A 17,148-nucleotide genomic window follows, 5' to 3' on the forward strand; every position below is an offset into this window, starting at 1 on the left:
GATGAATGAACAGACTTCCGCCGCTTCCTCGCAGTACCTCAGCTTCATCATCGCCGGGGAGGAGTACGCGCTCGGCATCCTGCAGGTGAAGGAGATCATCGAGTACGACACCGTCACGCGTGTTCCCGGAACGCCCGCGTGGGTGCGCGGGGTGTTCAACCTGCGCGGCAGCGTGGTGCCCGTGGTGGACCTGTCGGTGAAGCTGGGCATGCCCCCGTCCACGCTCACCCGGTGGAGCTGCATCGTGGTGGTGGAGGTGAAGCTGGGCCAGGAGCGCCTCGTGCTCGGGCTGCTGTCGGATGCCATCGGCCAGGTCATCGAGCTGGAGCCCGAGGCGGTGATGCCGCCGCCGTCCTTCGGCACGCCCATCCACGTGGACTACCTGCTGGGCATGGGCCGGCTGGGCACGGGCAAGAAGTTCGTCCTGCTGCTGGACATCGACCATGTGCTCAGCAGCCAGGAAGTCCTCTCGGCCAGTGTGCTGCGGGCCCCCGTGGAGGCCCCCCTGGCCGAAGAGGTCCCGGCGGCGCCTCCGGAGGCTTCCGAGCCGGAGGCCGGGGAGCGTCCCGGCCCCCCGGTGTGAGACCGGCCCGCCTCACGAGTCCTCGCCGCTCACCAGGCGGGGGCTCACCGGCTCGCGGCCCCTCGTCCCCGGCGAGAAGGTTCCCTGGCAGTCGCTCCTTCGCTTGCTCCGCGTGAGAGCGGCACGAGGAAGGGGGCCTTCCGTCCAGAGTCTGGAATCCGGAATCTGGATGTTGGATAGGGCGGGCCCGCCCTGCGAGCCGGGATGCAATTCCGGGGAGTTGTCACGGGCTGAACACTGGCTTGGGGTTTGCTGTTGACGCGGGCAGATGAATCCCGAGTTGGAGAAGGTTCACGCCGTCTTCCTCACCGAGACGGAAGAGCAGCTCGTCAGCCTGGAGCAGGAGCTGTTGGCGCTGGAGGCGTCTCCTGGACCGGAGAGCTTGCGAGCGGTCTTTCGCACCGTTCACACCCTGAAGGGCGGCACGGCCGTCATGGGTTACTCCGCGGCGGTGGAGCTGGCCCACACGCTGGAGGAGCTGCTCACCCGGCTGGAGGCCGGAGTGCTGGTGTTGCACTCGGGGCTGGGCACGCTGCTGCTGCAGTCGGTGGACGCGCTGCGTGAGCTGGTGGGCCTGCGGCCCGTGGCCGAGCCCGACCTGCGCCTGCCCGCCACGGACGTGCACAGCCTGCTGGCCTCCACGGTCGCCGCCTCGCGGCCCGTCCCCTCCGCCTCGGCGCCGGGGGGCGCGGAGTGGCACGGGCCCGAGGCGTCCGCCGAACATGCCGGGCCGTCTCCCACCCGGGAGCGCACGCTGCGCGTGGGGTTGGACCGGCTGGACCGGATGTTGGATCTCACCGGGGAGATCGCCATCGCGCGCGGGCGGCTCACCACCATGCTGGCCCAGGCGCACCGCTACACGCCCGCGCAACTGCTGGAGGCGCACCGCGAGGCGGACGGGCTGTACCTGGACCTGCAGGAGCTGGTGATGAAGGTGCGGATGGTGCCCATTGGCCGCACCTTCCAGCCCTTCACGCGCACGGTGAGGGACCTGTGCCTGGCCACCGGCAAGCGGGTGCGGCTGGAGGTGAGCGGCCAGGAGGTGGAGGTGGACACCACCGTCACCGAGCTCATCCGCGACCCGCTCACCCACCTGGTGCGCAACGCGATGGACCACGGGATGGAGACGCCCGAGGTGCGCGAGGCGCTGGGCAAGCCGCCCACCGGCCTGCTCGCGCTGCGCGCCTACCATGAGGCCGGCAGCATCATCATCCAGGTGGCCGAGGATGGCGCCGGGCTGGACCGGGCGCGCATCCTGGCGCGGGCGCGGGAGCGCGGGCTGCTGGGGCCGGACGAGGTGCCGGAGGACGACGCGCTCTTCCGCCTCATCTTCGAGCCGGGCTTCTCCACGGCCGAGCGCGTCACGGAGCTGTCGGGACGGGGCGTGGGCATGGACGTGGTGAAGCGCAACGTGGAGCTGCTGCGCGGCACCATCTCCGTGGACACGGCGCCCGGCAAGGGAACCACGTTCAGCCTGCGGCTGCCGCTCACCCTCTCCATCATCGAGGGCTTCTCGGTGGGGACGGGCGAGGAGACGTACGTGATTCCGCTGGAGCACGTGGTGGAGTGCGTGGAGCTGCCGCCCGGCGAGCGCCGCCCCGGGCGCACCGGCGTCTTCAACCTGCGGGGCGAGCCGCTGCCCTACCTGCGCCTGCGCGAGCACTTCTCGCTCGGGGGAGAGCCGCCGGCGCGCGAGAGCATCGTCGTCATCGGCCACGGCCGGGGACGGGCGGGCATCGCCGTGGACACGCTGCTCGGCCAGGGCCAGACGGTCATCAAACCCCTGGGCAAGCCGTGCCAGGGGCTGCCCGGGCTGGCCGGCTCCACCCTGCTGGGAGATGGCCGCGTGGCCCTCATCCTCGATGTGCCCGCGCTCCTCCAACAGGCCCTCAAGGCCGCCCCTCCCGCCGTCGCCGCCTGACTCCTCTCCGCCTCACCGAGCGACCATGACCTGGTTCAACAACCTGAAGCTCGCCTCCAAGCTGCTCGTCTCCGTGCTCTTGCTGTGCCTCAACGCTGGCGCGATGGGCACGGTGGCCCTCGGGTACATGGAGCAGATCCGTCTCGCGGGCCAGGAGGTGACCAGGAGCTGGTTGCCCGGCATCCGCCACATCTCGGACGCGAACAGCAACATCTCGGACTTCCACATCGCCGGGCAGCAGCTCGTCTTCTCGACGGACACCGCGCGGATGACCGGGCTCGAGCAGCGGCTGCGCGCCGAGCAGGAGAAGGTCGAGCGCAACCTGGAGCTGTACGCGCCGACCATCCTGCGGGATGACGATCGCCGCCTGTTCGAGGACATCCGGGCGCGTTGGAAGGACTACCTCGCGGAGCACGAGAAGGTCCTCGCGCTCAGGCGGGAGAAGGACGGCCAGGAGGCGCTCCTGGCCGCCGCCCGCGACCGCACGCAGCAGGGCTTCGAGGCCCTCTCGGTCAAGCTGGATGAGCTGGTGGCCTTCAACGCCAGGTTCGCCAATGAGGCCACCGCGCGCTCGGAGGCCGCCCACGAGGCGATGCAGCGGTCCATCCTCGCCATGTGTGTGCTCGCCAGCCTCTTCTTCGTGGTCATCGGCTTCGTCCTCTCCCGCTCCCTCTCCCGGCCGCTGAACGAGGCGGTGGCGGTGGCGGACCGCATCGCCGAGGGAAACCTCACCGTCCGCATCGACGTGCGGCGCGAGGACGAGGTGGGGATGCTGTTGACGTCCATGCAGCGCATGGCGCGGAAGCTCGCCCAGGTCATCGGCGAGGTGCGCGAGGGCGCCAACGCGCTCGCCGCGGCCTCCTCCCAGGTGTCCGCCTCCTCGCAGAATCTGGCCCAGGGCAACAGCGAGCAGGCCAGCAGCGTGGAGGAGACGACCTCCAGCCTGGAGCAGATGACGGCCAGCATCGGGCAGAACCGCGACCATGGCCGGCAGATGGAGCAGATGGCCATGCAGGGCGCCAAGGACGCCGAGGAGGGTGGCCGGGCGGTGAAGGAGACGGTGGAGGCCATGGGCTCCATCGCGGAGAAGATCTCCATCATCGAGGAGATCGCCTACCAGACGAACCTGCTGGCGCTGAACGCGGCCATCGAGGCGGCGAGGGCGGGAGAGCACGGCAAGGGGTTCGCCGTGGTGGCCACGGAGGTGCGCAAGCTGGCGGAGCGGAGCCGGACGGCGGCGAAGGAGATTTCGGGGCTGGCGACGGGAAGCGTGAAGGTGGCGATGCGCTCGGGAGAGTTGCTGGAGGAGCTGGTGCCCTCCATCCGCAAGACGGCGGACCTGGTGCAGGAGGTGGTGGCGGCGTCGGCGGAACAGGCCAGCGGCGTCACGCAGATGAACAAGGCGATGCAGCACGTGGGACAGGTGACGCAGCGCAACGCCTCGGCCTCCGAGGAGCTGGCGTCCACGGCGGTGGAGATGTCCTCCCAGGCGGAGGCACTCAGCCAGCTCGTGTCCTTCTTCCATCTGGAGGAGGGCTCCGAGCGCTCCTGGCGTCCGATGTCCTCGTCTCCTTCCGGTGGGCACGCCGCCGGGCGGGCTCCCTCCGTGGCGAATGGGCTGAAGGCCGCGGCGAACGCGCTCGGTCCCGTGGCCCCGGCTCCCCGCGTCCCCATTTCCGCCGCGCTCCCGGATGAGGACCGCGAGTTCAAGCGCTTCTAGGTCACGGTCATGAGCACACAGTCCCCCTCCGCTTCCTCGCAGTACCTCAGCTTCATCATCGCCGGGGAGGAGTACGCGCTCGGCATCCTGCAGGTGAAGGAGATCATCGAGTACGACACCGTCACGCGCGTTCCCGGAGTCCCCGCGTGGGTGCGCGGGGTGTTCAACCTGCGAGGCAGTGTGGTGCCCGTGGTGGACCTGTCGGTGAAGCTGGGCATGCCTCCGTCCACGCTCACCCGGTGGAGCTGCATCGTGGTGGTGGAGGTGAAGCTGGGCCAGGAGCGCCTCGTGCTCGGGCTGCTGTCGGATGCCATCGGCCAGGTCATCGAGCTGGAGCCTGGCGCCGTGGTGCCGCCGCCGTCCTTCGGCACGCCCATCCACGGGGACTATCTGCTGGGCATGGGCCGGCTGGGCACGGGCAAGAAGTTCGTCCTGATGCTGGACATCGACAAGGTGCTCAACAGCCAGGAGGTCCTGGCGGCCAGCACGCTGCGGGCCCCGGCGGCGTGATGGGGCTCCACCGGAATGAGGGAGCCCCCGTGCTCCCGAGAGAGCCCGCGCCGCCCTCCGAGCGGGAGTTCACCGGCTACCAGCGGCTCGTCTACCGCGAGGCGGGCATCTGGCTGTCTCCGGCGAAGAAGGCGCTGCTGGTGGGGCGGGTGTCGCGGCGGCTGCGCGAGCTGGGCGGGCTCTCGTTCGGCGCCTACCTGAGGCTGGCGGAGGAGGACGAGGCAGAGCGGGTGCGGCTGCTGGACGCGCTCTGCACGCACGAGACGCACTTCTTCCGGGAGCCCCGGCACTTCGAGCTGCTGGAGCGCGAGGTGCTGCTGCGGTGGCGGGCGCGCGGGGACACGGGCCTGGGCGAGGGGCGCCGGGTGCGGGTGTGGAGCGCGGGGTGCTCGTCGGGCGAGGAGCCTTTCTCCCTGGCCATGGTGCTGCGCCACCACCTGCCGGAGGAGGAGGGCTGGGACATCCAGATCCTGGCGACGGACCTCTCCACGCGCGTGCTGGAGCGGGCGCGCCAGGCGCTCTGGCCGGTGGACAAGTCGGAGGAGATTCCGAAGCACTACCTCCGGGCGTACATGCTGCGCGGGGTGGGCAGCCAGGAAGGGAAGATGAAGGCGGGCCCGGAGCTGCGCTCGCTGGTGCGCTTCCAGCGGGTGAACCTGAATGACGGCCAGGGGCTGGTGGGGCGCTTCGATCTCGTCTTCTGCCGCAACGTGCTCATCTACTTCGACGCGGCCTCGAAGGCGCGGGCGGTGGAGCGGCTGCTGAGCCACCTGTCGCCGCACGGGCTGCTGTTCCTCGGCCACTCCGAGAGCCTCACGGGCCCCGGGTGGGGCGTGCGCACGGTGATGCCCACCGTCTATGCGCCGCGGCTCCCGGTTGGGGGGGCCACCCGGCGAGGGTGAGTCATGGCTCCGGTGCTACGCGTGCTGGTGGTGGATGATTCGGCGGTGGTGCGCCAGGGCGTGCTCCTGCTCCTGGAGAACGTGCCGGGCATGGTGGTGGAGGCGGCGTCGGATCCGCTCATCGCCCGGCAGAAGATGAAGAGCCACCGGCCGGACGTCATCCTGTTGGATTTGGAGATGCCGCGCATGGACGGGCTGACGTTCCTGCGCGAGCTGATGCGGGAGGCGGAGCCGGTGCCGGTGGTGGTGTGCTCGGGGCTGGCGGGGCCGGGCTCGGAGACGGCGGTGCGCGCGCTGCAGGAGGGCGCGTTGGAGATCATCGCCAAGCCCCAGCTCGGGGTGGGGGACTTCCTGCGCGAGTCCCGGGCGCGGCTGGTGACGGCGCTGCGCAACGCGGCGCGGGCCCGGCTGGCGCGGCGGGGGCCCGCGGTGCGGGAAGAGGTGGAGCCACCGGAGCGTCCGGCGTCCTCGATGCTCACGGTGACGACGGACAAGGTGGTGGCGGTGGGCGCTTCCACGGGAGGCACCGAGGCGCTGCGGCAACTGCTGGAGCCGATGCCACCGGACTGCCCGGGAATCGTCATCGTGCAGCACATGCCGGAGCAGTTCACCTCGGCCTTCGCGAAGCGGTTGCACCAGTTGTGCCGCATCGAGGTGAAGGAGGCGGAGCAGGGAGACCGGGTGCTGCAGGGCCGGGCGCTCATCGCACCGGGCAACCGGCACCTGCGGGTGAGGCGCACCGGCGGCCACTACCAGGTGGAGCTGATGGACGGAGGCCGCGTGTCGGGGCACAAGCCGAGCGTGGACGTGCTGTTCCAGTCGGTGGCGCGCTCGGTGGGGGAGAACGCGGTGGGGGTGTTGTTGACGGGGATGGGCGAGGACGGCGCGGAAGGGCTGCTGGCGATGAGGCAGGCCGGCGCGGAGACGCTCGCCCAGGACGAGGCGAGCTGCGTGGTGTTCGGCATGCCGCGAGCGGCCATCCAGCGCGGCGCGGTGGACGAGGTCGTCCCCCTCTCGGCCATGACCAACGCCGTGCTGCGCCGGACCCGCCGCGTCCGCGCGCACTAAGGCGTCTTCTTCTCCCCTCCGGCCGCGGGAGGCGCGGCATAGCCCCCCTTGGCGAGCCGCTCGGCGCCGCGCTCGTAGACCTCGACGGGGTGCTCGCGCACACCCGTGGCATCCGCCCACCGGTTGTAGAAGTTGAAGAGCGCGCAGACGGTGATGGCGTCGTAGACGGCCTCGTCCGTCCAGCCCGCCGCCTTCACGGCCTCCACGTCCTCCTGCCGGATGTGCTCCGGCTCGCGATTCACCTTCTCCAGGAAACGGAACAGCACCCGCTCGGCCTCCGGGATGGGGGCCGCTTCGAGGTCCTCCAGGACGGCCTGGACCTTCTGCTCATCGCCCAGCATTCGCGCCGCGACCGCGGCGTGGGAGTTCGTTCAAAACACACACTGGTTGCGCCGCGAGGTGAAGGCGGCGATCAGCTCGCGCATCCCGGGCGGCAGCGGCGAGGGGCCGCGCATCGCCGCCTGGGTGAACTGCGCCAGCGCCTCCGTCATCTCAGGCTTGAAGGCGAACAGGTGCCACAGGCCCGAGGGCGCTGCTCCGCTCTGTCGGGCGCGCCGGACCATCTCCGAGTACTGCCCCGTGCCTTCGTGTGTCTCGACGTCCTTGAGGAACATGCCCCCATCATATCAAAGCGCACCGGCTCCCGGGTGCAGGGCCTCCTCGAGCCGCTTCTCCAACTCCTGGATGCTGAAGGGCTTGCGCAGGGAGGCGAAGGCGCCCAGTTGCTGGTGCCGCACCTCCTGCTTCTCGAGGTCGCGGTGCGCGGAAATGAGGATGACGGGCGTGGGGTTGCCTCGCTGGCGCATCTCCTGGAGGACCCGTGTGCCGTCGAGCACGGGCATCATCAGGTCGAGCACCACCGCGTCGAACGACTGCTGGCCCATGAGCTCCAGCGCGAGGGTGCCGTCCTCGGCGGGGGTGACGGCGTAGCGGGTCTCCAGCAGCATGGTGAGGGAATCGAGGATGTCCGGGTCGTCATCGACGACGAGCAGCCGCTTCATACCGGCGCCTCCGCCAGGGCTTCCGGCAGGAAGAGGGTGACGGTCGTCCCCTGTCCCTGCTCGCTCTGGATGCGGAGCCCGCCGCCGTGCGCCTCGACGAGGTCCTTCACCAGGGGCAGCCCGAGCCCGAGTCCGGGGAAGTTCTCGGGGGAGACGTTGCTCGCGCGGAAATAGCGCCGGGTGAGGAAGGGGAGGTCGGCGGCGGGAATGCCGATGCCCGGGTCCGAGACGGACAGCTCCAGGACGTCTCCCACGCGGGCGAGGGTGACGCGGATGGTGCCTCCCCGCGGCGAGAACCTGACGGCGTTGGTGAGCAGGTTGTCGAGCACCTGCTCCATGCGTTGACGGTCCGCGAAGATGGGCCAGGGCCCCGGGCCGATGGAGAAGCTCGAAGCCATGGCGCTGGCGTCCGGGCGCCGGAGCGTCGCGGAATTTCGCCACCACGGCCTGGACGAGCCCGGACAGCTCCAGCGCCTCCTTGTTCATGTCGAGCGGCAGGTCCGCGTCCCGCCGTCCGGTGTCCTCCAGGTTCCGCACCAGGGAGGAGACGCGCTCGAGCTGTGCCCCCATCCGCGTCAGGGCGCCGTTCGCCGCCGGCTCGGCCTGCTCGAGCTGCCGGCGCATCGCCTCCAGGTACATCTGCATCGAGGCCAGGGGCGTGCGCAGCTCGTGGGCGGCGAGGGCGACGAAGGTGGCCTTGGCGCGGTCCGCCTCGATGCGCTCGTGCACGTCGACACAGCTTCCGATGAAGCCCGCGAAGTGGCCCGCGTCATCCGTGAAGGGCACGCCCCGGTCGAAGATGTAGCGGTAGACGCCGTCGTAGCGCCGCAGCCGGTACTCCATCTCGAAGGCCTGGCGCCGCTCGAAGTGGGAGAGGTAGACCTCCATGCAGCGCTTCATGTCGTCCGGGTGGACGCCGGAGACCCAGCCGTTTCCCATTTCCTGCTCCAGGGTACGGCCGGTGAAGCGGAGCCAGGTGGCGTTGAAGTAGTTGCACAGGCCGTCCAACCCCGAGCGCCACACCAGCGTTGGAGCATGCTCGACGAGCAACCGGTACTGCTCCAGCGGGAGTGGTGTCTCCATAGGGGGCTCCTCCTGACAGGTGCGCGCCGCGGGGTCATCCCCGGAGCGCCTTTTCCCCCACGGCTTCAACCTCACTTAGGGGACATTTTCCTTCAGGAACAGCCCCTTGCTCGCTTGATGTCCGGTAGAGCGCTCGGGGGCAGGGTGCCCCGGGAGGCTCAGGCGTCCTGGACGGGCTCGGCTACTCCGGACTCGCGGCGCCACCAGTGCCTAACCTCCTGGGGAAGAGACTTGCCCGAGGGCCTGGCCCGGGAGGAGGTGGCATGCGGTGGCTCACGGTAGTGGCATGGGTGGGAGTGGGGCTCGCGGTGGGGACGGGTTGCCGGGAGCGGGAGGAGGCTCGCACGGCGGCTCCTCCAGCCGGGGAACGGGCCCTGGCCACGCACGAGGCGCGCGAACTCACGCGCGACCTCCCCACCGGGGACTCCACGGCGGCGGAGCGGGCCGTGGCCAATCCGCTGCTCGGCGCCGTGTCGGGCACGGTCGCCGGTACCTCGGAGGGGGCGCTCCAACTCCGCGAGGCCAGCGGGGAGAGCCTCGTCCTCACCACGGATGGCCAGACGCAGGTGATGCGCGATGGGCGGCCCGTGGGCCTGGAGTCGCTCCCGCCCGGAACCGAGGTGCGCGCCTCCTACGTCATCGACGGCGAGCAGTGGCGGGCGCGCCGGGTGGACGTGGTGCCTCCCGCCTCGCGGTGAGTGGAAGTTCAACCGGACCCGCCTGCTGGTGCAAGCTGCGCCGCCATGAACGCTACCGCTACCGTGTTGGTGTTTTCCCTCCTGGGCGCTCCGCCCGCTTCTTCTCAGGACCCGCTCTGCGCGAAGCGCGAGCCGTGCACCGTCGTGGAGACGCTCGATGCGGGCAAGGACGCGCAGGGCCGCCCCCTCCAGGTGAAGCACCTGGGGCTCGGGTGGGCGGACCAGGAGACGTCGGAAAAGTACCTCGGGCGCAAGTTCGGCCCGGGCGGCCGCAAGGCGGAGGGCTCCCAGGCGGAAGGTCTGTGCGAGGCCGCCGAGTGGTGGCTGGTGCGCCCGTCCCAGCCCGCCCAGCTCCTGCTGTCCGTGTGCAACAACGGCTATGGCGGCGCGGGCGTGGGGGAGGACTCGGTGACGGTGTCGGACAACCGCTTCTCGCACGACCAGACCGGCGGGAGCCGTCAGCGGTGGACCGTCTCGCGCACGCTGCAGCTCTCCCCCATGCGGCTGGTCATCGAGGGGCACCGGGCCTCCGATATGGTGGACGGGGAGATCAAGGAGGATGGGGTCTACTGGGACCTCGAGCAGTTCCGCGGGGAGGTCGTCCGCGGGGCCCACGCGTGCGCGCCGGGCGAGTCCTCCCTGGGAGAGCGGACGCTGCCGTATCTGCCCCAGGTGCAGGTGGACAAGGCGTACCTCGAGGGCGGGTGGAAGCAGGCGGGGCTGGGCGCGTGCGGCTTCGAGTCGGGCCACTTCCTGCTGGGCAACCAGACCGATGTGAAGGACGCGGCGCTGAAGGCGCTGCTGGTGGCGCCGGACACGCTGCTCGTCGAGGTGCGCGACGACAAGTGGACGGGCCCGAGCGCGAAGTGGCTCAACGACGACCACGTCGAGCTGTGGCTGGCCCCGCATCCGCCTCAGGATATCACCGGCTGCGGCAAGCCCCCGGGTGCGCTGCTTCCCTCGCAGTGGGGCATCCGCATCGCCGATGGCAAGGTGTTCCCCGCCTTTGGCTCGCCCACGCAGACGCTCCAGGTCGAGCGCGCCCAGATGCCGGACAAGAAGGGCTACCGCTTGAAGCTCAAACTGCCCACGCCCTTCCAAGGCATCAGCGTCGTCTACAGCGACAGCGACAGCGGCAAGAAGCAGGAGCTGATGCTGGCCACCAGCGCGGTGAAGTTCGGCCGGCCCGAGACGCTCAATCCCGTGCGCGTGGTGTCCCCCGCCGAGGCCACGTGCGCGGTGAAGAACGGGCAGCTCACCCTGGTACCCGGGCCGGTGAAGAAGACGGAGCCCGACGTGGCCGTGCTGCAGATGGAGTAGCGGGGAGAGGGGGCATGCACGGACTCTGAGAGTTCTCTCAGAGTCCTCTCAAGCGGTGTGGGCGCGTGGCCCTTACGGTGCGCGCCATGTTCGCCGTCCTCGCCGCGCTCCTGCTGGCCGCCTCGCCCCCGGAGGTCACTCCCCTGACCTTCGAGGAGGCGCTCGCGCTGGCCGGGCGCACCCCTGGTCCCGAGAGCGCCGCCCGCGCGGCCGAGGTCCGCCGCTCCGAAGGCGCGCGGCTCTCTCCCTTCGTCTTCAACCCTCAAGTCACCCTCGAGCCCGGCTACCGCCAGCGAGCGGACGAGCGTGGCGCCGACCTGCGCGTGGGGGTGAGCCAGACCTTCAGCCTCTCGGGCCAGACGGGCGCGCGGAACACCGCCGTCCGCGCCGAGGAGGCCGTGCTCGACGCCGAGGCCCGGGCCGTCCTGCTCGCGCGCCGGCTCGCCATCGCCGAGGCGTGGTTGAGGCTCTGGGCCGCCGAGCAGGCGATCGTCCAGAGCACGCACGAGCTCAAGCTGGCGACCTCCTTCCGCGACGCGGTGCAGGGGGCCACGAAGCTGGGCGCCTCCACGAAGCTGGAACTGGCCGAGGCCAGCGCGTACCTCGCCGAGGCCCGGCTCGCCGAGCTGGACGCGGAGGGACAGGTGGCCGAGCGCCGGGTGACGCTGGCGATGCTGCTCGGCAGGGACCCCTCACGCCCCTTGCAGGCCACGGGAGAGCTGCCCGAGGTGGCGCTGCCCCCGGACGCGGAGTGGGCGCCGCTGGTGGCGCAGGCCTCCCGGATGCCGGAGGCGTCGGCGCGGACGCTCGGGGCCCAGTTGGAGCGGGCGCGTGCGGCCGAGGCCCACGCCTCCCGGGGCACCCTGCTGCAGGTGGGCGTCGCCGGGCTGCGCGAGTATGACGGGGCCGCCGGTGGGGCCCTCACGCTGACGCTCACGCCGTCCCTCTTCGAGCGCGGGGAGCGGGACCGGGGCACGCTGCTGGCCTCCGCCGAGCGGCTCGAGGGCGAGGCCCGTGACGCGAGCCACCGCGCCGCCGCGGGACTGGCCCTGTCGCTCCATGACGTGGAGCACGCGCGTGAGGTGCTGGCGGCGCTGCGGGGCGAGCTGCTGCCCGCCGCCGAGGAGGCCGCCCGGCTGCGCGAGCTCCTCTTCCAGTCCGGGGACTCCACCGTCCCCGAGGTGGTGCTGGCGCGCCGGGCGCTGGCCTCCGCCCGCATTCGTCTGGGCCACGCCCGCGCCGAGGAGGCCTGGGCGCGCGTGCAGGCCCGTTTCTTCATCGACGCTCTTTCCGGAGTCTCCACGCCATGAGCCGTTCCGCGCTCCTCTCCTCCGTCCTCCTGTTGGGCGCGGCCCTCGGCTGCTCCTCGCCGCCCGCTCCGGCCGCGGCGCTTCCGCCCGCGCAGTCCAGCGCGCGCACCGCCTGGGTGCATCCGCGTCCTCCCCGGGGCGTGCCGCTCACCGAGGCCCCCGCCCACGTGCTCCCGCATCCCGAGGGCGCGGCGGCGCTCGGCCTGCCCTTCCGGGGCAGCGTCACCCGCATCGCCGTGCGGCCCGGCCAGAAGGTGCGCAAGGGCGAGGTGCTTATCGAGGTGCTCATGCCCGAGGTGGTGCGGGCCGCGGGCGAGTACGAGGCCGCTTCCCTGCGCCGCGAGGCCTATGAGCGCCGCACGGCCCAATTGAAGGCGCTCCAGGAGCAGGGCATGGCCCGCGTCTTCGAGCTGGCCGAGGCGGAGGCGGACCTGGCCGAGGCCCGTGCGGCGCAGCAGAGCGCGCAGTCCCTGTTGAAGGTGGCGGGGCTGGAGGGCTCGGCCGCGGCCGGGGTGGCGCAGCGGGGCACGGTGGCGCTGCGCAGTCCGGTGGACGGCATCGTCACCGGGGTGGACGCGGTGCTGGGACAGACGCGCGAGGGCGGCTCGGAGCCGCTGGTGCGCGTCGCGGGCGAGGGCCCCGCGCGCCTGGAGGCCCGGCTCTCGCTCGCGCTGCCGGAGGACACCACCTTCGAATTCTTCGCGCCGGGCCTCGGGGCCGTGCCGGTGCGGCTGGTGGGGCGTGCGCCCTCGGTGGACGTGCGGGATGGAACGCTGGCCGCGTGGTTCGAGCCCGAGCCGGTGCGCCCGTTGCCCGCGGGCCTGCAAGGGACGCTGCGGGTGAGGGCGGACGGGCTGCCGGAGGTGAAGGTGGTGCCCGCGCGGGCGCTGCTGCTGGAGGGCAGCGAGGTGGCGGTGCTGGTGCGCGAGGGCGAGGGCCACCGCCGCCAGTTGGTGAAGGTGGTGGGGCAGTCCGGCGCGGACGCGCTGGTGCTCGGGCCGCTGAAGGAGTCGGACTCGGTGGCGGCCGACGCGGCGCGCGTGCCGGTGGCGGGAGGGGAGGGGTGATGATGGAGCGGCTGGTACGGGGCTCGGTGAAGCACCGGAGTTGGACGCTGGGGCTGACGGCGCTGTTCGCCGTGCTCGCCTCGGTGGTGGCGGTGCGGATGGAGCTGGACGCGCAGCCGGACATCACCACCAACCAGGTGCTGGTGCTCACCCGCGCTCCCGGCATGACGCCCGAGGAGGTGGAGCGGCTGGTGACGCGGCCGGTGGAGACGGGGCTCGGCGGCGTGCCCGGGCTGAAGGAGCACCGCAGCCTGTCGCGTTACGGCATCTCCTCGGTGACGGCCGTTTTCGAGGACGAGGTGGACCCGTACCGCGCGCGCCAGATGGTGCAGGAGCGGTTGAACGCGCTGGCGGGCGAGCTGCCCCCGGGCCTGGATGCTCCGGAGCTGGGACCGCTCACGGGAGGCCTGGGCGAAATCTTCCACTTCACCCTCAGCTCGCCCCACCGCACGTCGGCGGAGCTGCTGGAGTTGGCGGAGCTGCGCGTGGCGCCGCTGCTGCGGGGAGTGCCCGGTGTGGTGGAGGTGAACAACTGGGGAGGGCAGCAGCGCACGCTGGAGGTGCGCGCGGACCCGGTGAAGCTGGCGCAGCGCGGACTGACGCTGGAGGCGCTGCAGCGGGCGCTGGAGGACGTGTCGGGCAGCGTGCCCGGGGCGAGCCTCGCGACGGGAGACCGGCAGGTGCTGGTGCGCGCGGTGGCGCGGCCGCCCGGTCCGAGCGAGCTGGGTGGCGCGGTGGTGCGGGGGGCGGATGGCCGGACGGTGCGGCTCGCGGACGTGGCCGAGGTGGTGCCGGGGGCCCTGCCGCGCATCGGCACGGCGACGTCCAATGGCCGGGGCGAGACGGTGTACGTGATGGTGCAGATGCTGCGCGGGGCCAACGCGCTGGACGTGATGGAGGGCCTGCACGCGCGGATGGAGCAGGTGCGCAAGGCGCTGCCCGAGGACGTGCGGGTGGACGAGGTGTACGACCGGAGCACGCTGGTGCGCGGCACGCTGCGCACGGTGGCGAAGAACCTGGTGGAGGGCGGGCTGCTGGTGGTGGCGGTGCTCTTCCTGCTGCTGGGCAGCTTCCGGGCGGGACTGGTGGTGGCCTCGGCGATTCCGTTGTCCATGCTGGGCGCGGCGGTGGGCATGGTGGTGCTGGGGATTCCGGGCAACCTGATGAGCCTGGGCGCCATCGACTTCGGCCTGCTGGTGGACGGCGCGGTGGTGATGGTGGAGGCCGTCTTCCATCACGTGGGTCATGAGCGGACGGATCGGGGCGGGTGGCGCGAGAAGGTGTCACACGTAACGGGCTCGGTGGCGCGGCCGGTGTTCTTCTCGGTGCTCATCATCCTGCTCGTCTACGTGCCGATTCTCGCGCTCAGCGGGGTGGACGGGAAGATGTTCCGCCCCATGGCGGTGACGGTGATGCTGGCGCTGGCCACCTCGCTGGTGCTGTCGCTCACCTTCATTCCGGCGATGGCCAGCCTGGTGCTGCGCCCCGAGGACGTGCCCGAGCATCCGCCGCTGTTGGTGCGCTTCTTCGACAAGGTGTACCGGCCGGTGCTCAATCACATGGTGCACTACCCGCGCCGGGTGGCGCTGGCGTCGGTGGTGCTGCTCGCGCTGGGCGTGGGCCTCTTCATGAGCGCGGGCAGCGAGTTCGCCCCGCAGCTCGACGAGGGGGACATGGTGGTGCAGACGACGCGCGCGGCGGACATCAGCCTGGAGGCGGCGGCGCGCGAGGCCGAGCACCTGGAGTCGGTGCTGCTGAAGCACATCCCCGAGGTGACGCAGGTGGTGTCGCGCGTGGGCAGTCCGGCGGTGGCCACGGACATCATGGGCCTGGAGCAGGCGGACGTCTTCATCCAGCTCAAGCCGCATGCGCAGTGGCGGCCCGGGCTCACCCGCGAGGCGCTCATCGAGGAGATGGCGGCCGTGCTGGAGGAGAAGGCGCCCGGGAGCGACCCGGCCTTCACGCAGCCCATTCAAATGCGCTTCAACGAGTTGCTGGGCGGCTCGGTGACGGACGTGGCGGTGAGCGTGTACGGGGAGGACCTGGGCGAGCTGCGGCGGCTGGCGGAGCAGGTGGCGGCGGAGGTGGGCCGGGAGCCCGGGGCGGCGGACGTGCGGGTGCTGGCGCCGCCGGAGGTGTCGATGCTGGAGGTGGTGCCGCGCCCTCTGGACGTGGCGCGCGCGGGCTTCAGCGTGCGCGAGGTGCTGGAGGCGGTGCAGGCGGTGCGCACGGGGTTGGAGGTGGGGGCCACGTATGACGGGGCGGTGCGGATTCCCATCCTGCTGCGGCTGTCGGGGGCGGAGGGGGCCTTCTCGCTGGCGGAGCTGCCGCTGCCGGTGGCTTCCGGGGGCACGGTGCCGCTGTCGCGGGTGGCGGACGTGAAGCTCGTCTCGACGCCCGGCCTGGTGAACAGGCAGGACGGGCAGCGCCGGCTGGTGGTGGGCTTCAACGTGCGCGGCGCGGACCTGGGCACGGTGGTGGAGCACGCGCGGGCGAGGGTGGCCTCGGCGGTCCGCCTGCCGGACGGTTACCGCTTGGAATGGGGGGGCCAGTACGAGACGCTGACGGAAGCAGCGCGGCGGCTCTCCCTCGTCATTCCCGCGGTGCTGGTGCTCATCGTGGCCGTGCTCTGGCTGACCTTCCAGCGCCTGCGTCCGGCGCTCATCATCTTCACCAACGTGCCCTTCGCGTGTGTGGGGGGCGTGGTGGCGCTCATGCTGCGGGGGATGCCGGTGTCCATCTCGGCGGCCATCGGCTTCATCGCCCTGTCGGGCATCGCGGTGCTCAACGGGGTGGTGCTGATGTCGAGGCTGCTGCACCACGAGGCGAACGGCCTGCCGGTGAAGGAGGCGGTGCTGCTGGCAGCGCGGGAGCGCTCGCGGCCGGTGCTGATGACGGCGCTGGTGGCGGCGCTGGGCTTCGTGCCGATGATGCTGGCCACCGGGGTGGGCGCCGAGGTGCAGCGCCCGCTGGCCACCGTGGTGGTGGGAGGCCTCGTGACGTCCACGCTGCTGACGCTCGTCATCCTGCCGTCGCTCTACCCGTGGTTCGCGGGAGAGCGCGCGAGGAAGCCCGGGAGCGCCGAGGTGCACCCGGAGGGCCCGCGGGAGGCGGCCGCATGAAGCTGTTGCTCGTCGAGGACGAGGAGAAGATGGCCCGGCTGCTGCAGCGGGGCCTGACGGAGGCGGGGCACCAGGTGGACGTGTGTCAGCGGGGCGAGGACGCGCTGGAGCAGGCGTTGCAGATCGCCTACGACGCCGTGCTGCTGGACTGGAACCTGCCGGACCTCGACGGGGTGGCGGTGCTGCGGCGCTGGCGCGAGCAGGGGATGCGCACGCCGGTGTTGATGCTGACGGCGCGGGGCACGGTGGGGGAGAAGGTGGTGGGGCTGCGCGCGGGAGCGGACGACTACCTGGTGAAGCCGTTTGCCTTCGAGGAGTTGCTGGCGCGGCTGGAGGCGCTGCACCGCCGGGGTGACGCGCAGGGGCCCGCGCAGCAGGTGGGCCCGCTGGTGCTGGACTCGCGGCGGCGGGTGCTGCGGCACGGCGAGCGGGAGCAGGTGCTCACGGGGCGGGAGTTCGCGCTCTTCGCCGAGCTGGCCAGCCACGTGGGTGAGGTGTTGGCGCGCTCCACGCTGCTCAGCCACGTGTGGGGAGACAGCTTCGACGGGCCGCCGAACATCGTGGACGTGTACGTGGGCTATCTGCGCGGGAAGTTGAAGAAGCTGGAGGTGGAGCCGGTGGTGTCCATCCAGGTGGTGCGCGGGGTGGGCTTCCGGCTGGTGGTGGAGGGGCGAGGGTGAGGCTGGCGACACGGCTGTGGCTGTTGGGCGCGCTGGTGCCCGTGGCGGCCATCCTGCTGACGCTGACGCTCGCGGCGGAGTTCTTCGAGGCGTGGCTGGCGCGCTCGGTGGACCGGGGGCTGCTGTCGCAGGCGGCGGTGGAGTCGGTGAGTCTCTTCGACGG

16 protein-coding genes and 1 pseudogene are annotated in these 17,148 nt (G+C 71.7%); 12 read left to right on the forward strand and 5 right to left on the reverse strand.

Annotation, left to right across the window (positions count from 1 at the left end):
• Position 1: 1 nt before the first annotated feature.
• From ACN28I_RS34430 to ACN28I_RS34455, 6 genes are all read left to right on the forward strand, one after another.
• Positions 2-583 (forward strand): chemotaxis protein CheW, encoded by a 582-nt coding sequence (locus ACN28I_RS34430; protein ID WP_420946144.1) that lies wholly within the window; start codon positions 2-4, stop codon positions 581-583.
• A 268-nt stretch (positions 584-851) separates the two neighbouring features.
• Positions 852-2,504: a chemotaxis protein CheA gene (locus tag ACN28I_RS34435; RefSeq protein WP_420946145.1), complete on the forward strand. Its 1,653-nt coding sequence runs from the start codon at positions 852-854 to the stop codon at positions 2,502-2,504.
• Positions 2,505-2,529: 25 nt separating this feature from the next.
• Positions 2,530-4,224 (forward strand): HAMP domain-containing methyl-accepting chemotaxis protein, encoded by a 1,695-nt coding sequence (locus ACN28I_RS34440; RefSeq protein ID WP_420946146.1) that lies wholly within the window; start codon positions 2,530-2,532, stop codon positions 4,222-4,224.
• A 9-nt stretch (positions 4,225-4,233) separates the two neighbouring features.
• On the forward strand, positions 4,234-4,734 hold the full coding sequence (locus ACN28I_RS34445) for a chemotaxis protein CheW (protein ID WP_420946147.1): 501 nt from the start codon (positions 4,234-4,236) through the stop codon (positions 4,732-4,734).
• Complete coding sequence (locus tag ACN28I_RS34450) at positions 4,734-5,636, forward strand: CheR family methyltransferase (RefSeq protein ID WP_420946148.1); 903 nt, start codon at positions 4,734-4,736, stop codon at positions 5,634-5,636. Before ACN28I_RS34445 ends, ACN28I_RS34450 begins: the two co-directional genes overlap by 1 nt.
• A 3-nt stretch (positions 5,637-5,639) precedes the next feature.
• Positions 5,640-6,704 (forward strand): protein-glutamate methylesterase/protein-glutamine glutaminase, encoded by a 1,065-nt coding sequence (locus ACN28I_RS34455; protein ID WP_420946149.1) that lies wholly within the window; start codon positions 5,640-5,642, stop codon positions 6,702-6,704.
• On the opposite strand, the gene ACN28I_RS34460 is transcribed toward ACN28I_RS34455, so the two are convergent.
• From ACN28I_RS34460 to ACN28I_RS34480, 5 genes and pseudogenes are all read right to left on the reverse strand, one after another.
• Positions 6,701-7,045, reverse strand: a complete 345-nt coding sequence (locus tag ACN28I_RS34460; RefSeq protein WP_420946150.1) for a carboxymuconolactone decarboxylase family protein — start codon at positions 7,043-7,045, stop codon at positions 6,701-6,703. The two genes, ACN28I_RS34455 and ACN28I_RS34460, sit on opposite strands and share 4 nt — an antisense overlap.
• A gap of 30 nt (positions 7,046-7,075) precedes the next feature.
• Entirely contained in the window at positions 7,076-7,318 is a 243-nt protein-coding gene (locus tag ACN28I_RS34465; protein ID WP_420946151.1) for a peroxidase, read from the reverse strand.
• Between the two features lie 12 nt (positions 7,319-7,330).
• The gene (locus ACN28I_RS34470) at positions 7,331-7,705 is read right to left on the reverse strand and encodes a response regulator transcription factor (RefSeq protein WP_420948771.1); all 375 of its coding nucleotides are present in this window, start codon (positions 7,703-7,705) and stop codon (positions 7,331-7,333) included.
• Entirely contained in the window at positions 7,702-8,103 is a 402-nt protein-coding gene (locus ACN28I_RS34475; protein ID WP_420948772.1) for a sensor histidine kinase, read from the reverse strand. The genes ACN28I_RS34470 and ACN28I_RS34475 overlap by 4 nt, the downstream gene beginning before the upstream one ends.
• Before the next feature lie 115 nt (positions 8,104-8,218).
• Positions 8,219-8,788, reverse strand: a pseudogene (locus tag ACN28I_RS34480) (PAS domain-containing protein); the annotation flags it as partial.
• A gap of 263 nt (positions 8,789-9,051) precedes the next feature.
• Here ACN28I_RS34480 and ACN28I_RS34485 point away from each other — a divergent pair.
• The 6 genes from ACN28I_RS34485 to ACN28I_RS34510 all read left to right on the forward strand — a co-directional run bounded on the left by ACN28I_RS34485 (position 9,052) and on the right by ACN28I_RS34510 (position 16,985).
• Complete coding sequence (locus tag ACN28I_RS34485) at positions 9,052-9,486, forward strand: hypothetical protein (protein WP_420946152.1); 435 nt, start codon at positions 9,052-9,054, stop codon at positions 9,484-9,486.
• A gap of 45 nt (positions 9,487-9,531) precedes the next feature.
• A complete protein-coding gene (locus ACN28I_RS34490; protein WP_420946153.1) occupies positions 9,532-10,806 on the forward strand; it encodes a hypothetical protein in 1,275 nt (424 codons plus the stop codon).
• Between the two features lie 65 nt (positions 10,807-10,871).
• Positions 10,872-12,116, forward strand: coding sequence for a TolC family protein (locus ACN28I_RS34495; RefSeq protein WP_420946154.1), 1,245 nt, complete (start codon positions 10,872-10,874; stop codon positions 12,114-12,116).
• Positions 12,113-13,183: an efflux RND transporter periplasmic adaptor subunit gene (locus tag ACN28I_RS34500; protein ID WP_420946155.1), complete on the forward strand. Its 1,071-nt coding sequence runs from the start codon at positions 12,113-12,115 to the stop codon at positions 13,181-13,183. Before ACN28I_RS34495 ends, ACN28I_RS34500 begins: the two co-directional genes overlap by 4 nt.
• The gene (locus ACN28I_RS34505) at positions 13,183-16,305 is read left to right on the forward strand and encodes an efflux RND transporter permease subunit (RefSeq protein ID WP_420946156.1); all 3,123 of its coding nucleotides are present in this window, start codon (positions 13,183-13,185) and stop codon (positions 16,303-16,305) included. The genes ACN28I_RS34500 and ACN28I_RS34505 overlap by 1 nt, the downstream gene beginning before the upstream one ends.
• A complete protein-coding gene (locus ACN28I_RS34510; protein ID WP_420946157.1) occupies positions 16,302-16,985 on the forward strand; it encodes a response regulator transcription factor in 684 nt (227 codons plus the stop codon). The genes ACN28I_RS34505 and ACN28I_RS34510 overlap by 4 nt, the downstream gene beginning before the upstream one ends.
• The last annotated feature ends 163 nt before the right edge of the window (positions 16,986-17,148 follow it).

The sequence above is a fragment of the Archangium gephyra genome, from assembly GCF_049060025.1.
In the GTDB taxonomy this organism is placed as follows: Bacteria; Myxococcota; Myxococcia; order Myxococcales; family Myxococcaceae; genus Archangium; species Archangium gephyra_A.

Excerpts from the sequence above, each read along its gene's own strand:
- ACN28I_RS34430 (WP_420946144.1), top strand. The coding sequence starts at position 2 with ATGAATGAACAGACTTCCGCCGCTTCCTCGCAGTACCTCAGCTTCATC.
- ACN28I_RS34435 (WP_420946145.1), top strand. The coding sequence starts at position 852 with ATGAATCCCGAGTTGGAGAAGGTTCACGCCGTCTTCCTCACCGAGACG.
- ACN28I_RS34440 (WP_420946146.1), top strand. The coding sequence starts at position 2,530 with ATGACCTGGTTCAACAACCTGAAGCTCGCCTCCAAGCTGCTCGTCTCC.
- ACN28I_RS34445 (WP_420946147.1), top strand. The coding sequence starts at position 4,234 with ATGAGCACACAGTCCCCCTCCGCTTCCTCGCAGTACCTCAGCTTCATC.
- ACN28I_RS34450 (WP_420946148.1), top strand. The coding sequence starts at position 4,734 with ATGGGGCTCCACCGGAATGAGGGAGCCCCCGTGCTCCCGAGAGAGCCC.
- ACN28I_RS34455 (WP_420946149.1), top strand. The coding sequence starts at position 5,640 with ATGGCTCCGGTGCTACGCGTGCTGGTGGTGGATGATTCGGCGGTGGTG.
- ACN28I_RS34460 (WP_420946150.1), bottom strand. The coding sequence starts at position 7,045 with ATGCTGGGCGATGAGCAGAAGGTCCAGGCCGTCCTGGAGGACCTCGAA.
- ACN28I_RS34465 (WP_420946151.1), bottom strand. The coding sequence starts at position 7,318 with ATGTTCCTCAAGGACGTCGAGACACACGAAGGCACGGGGCAGTACTCG.
- ACN28I_RS34470 (WP_420948771.1), bottom strand. The coding sequence starts at position 7,705 with ATGAAGCGGCTGCTCGTCGTCGATGACGACCCGGACATCCTCGATTCC.
- ACN28I_RS34475 (WP_420948772.1), bottom strand. The coding sequence starts at position 8,103 with ATGGCTTCGAGCTTCTCCATCGGCCCGGGGCCCTGGCCCATCTTCGCG.
- ACN28I_RS34485 (WP_420946152.1), top strand. The coding sequence starts at position 9,052 with ATGCGGTGGCTCACGGTAGTGGCATGGGTGGGAGTGGGGCTCGCGGTG.
- ACN28I_RS34490 (WP_420946153.1), top strand. The coding sequence starts at position 9,532 with ATGAACGCTACCGCTACCGTGTTGGTGTTTTCCCTCCTGGGCGCTCCG.
- ACN28I_RS34500 (WP_420946155.1), top strand. The coding sequence starts at position 12,113 with ATGAGCCGTTCCGCGCTCCTCTCCTCCGTCCTCCTGTTGGGCGCGGCC.
- ACN28I_RS34505 (WP_420946156.1), top strand. The coding sequence starts at position 13,183 with ATGATGGAGCGGCTGGTACGGGGCTCGGTGAAGCACCGGAGTTGGACG.
- ACN28I_RS34510 (WP_420946157.1), top strand. The coding sequence starts at position 16,302 with ATGAAGCTGTTGCTCGTCGAGGACGAGGAGAAGATGGCCCGGCTGCTG.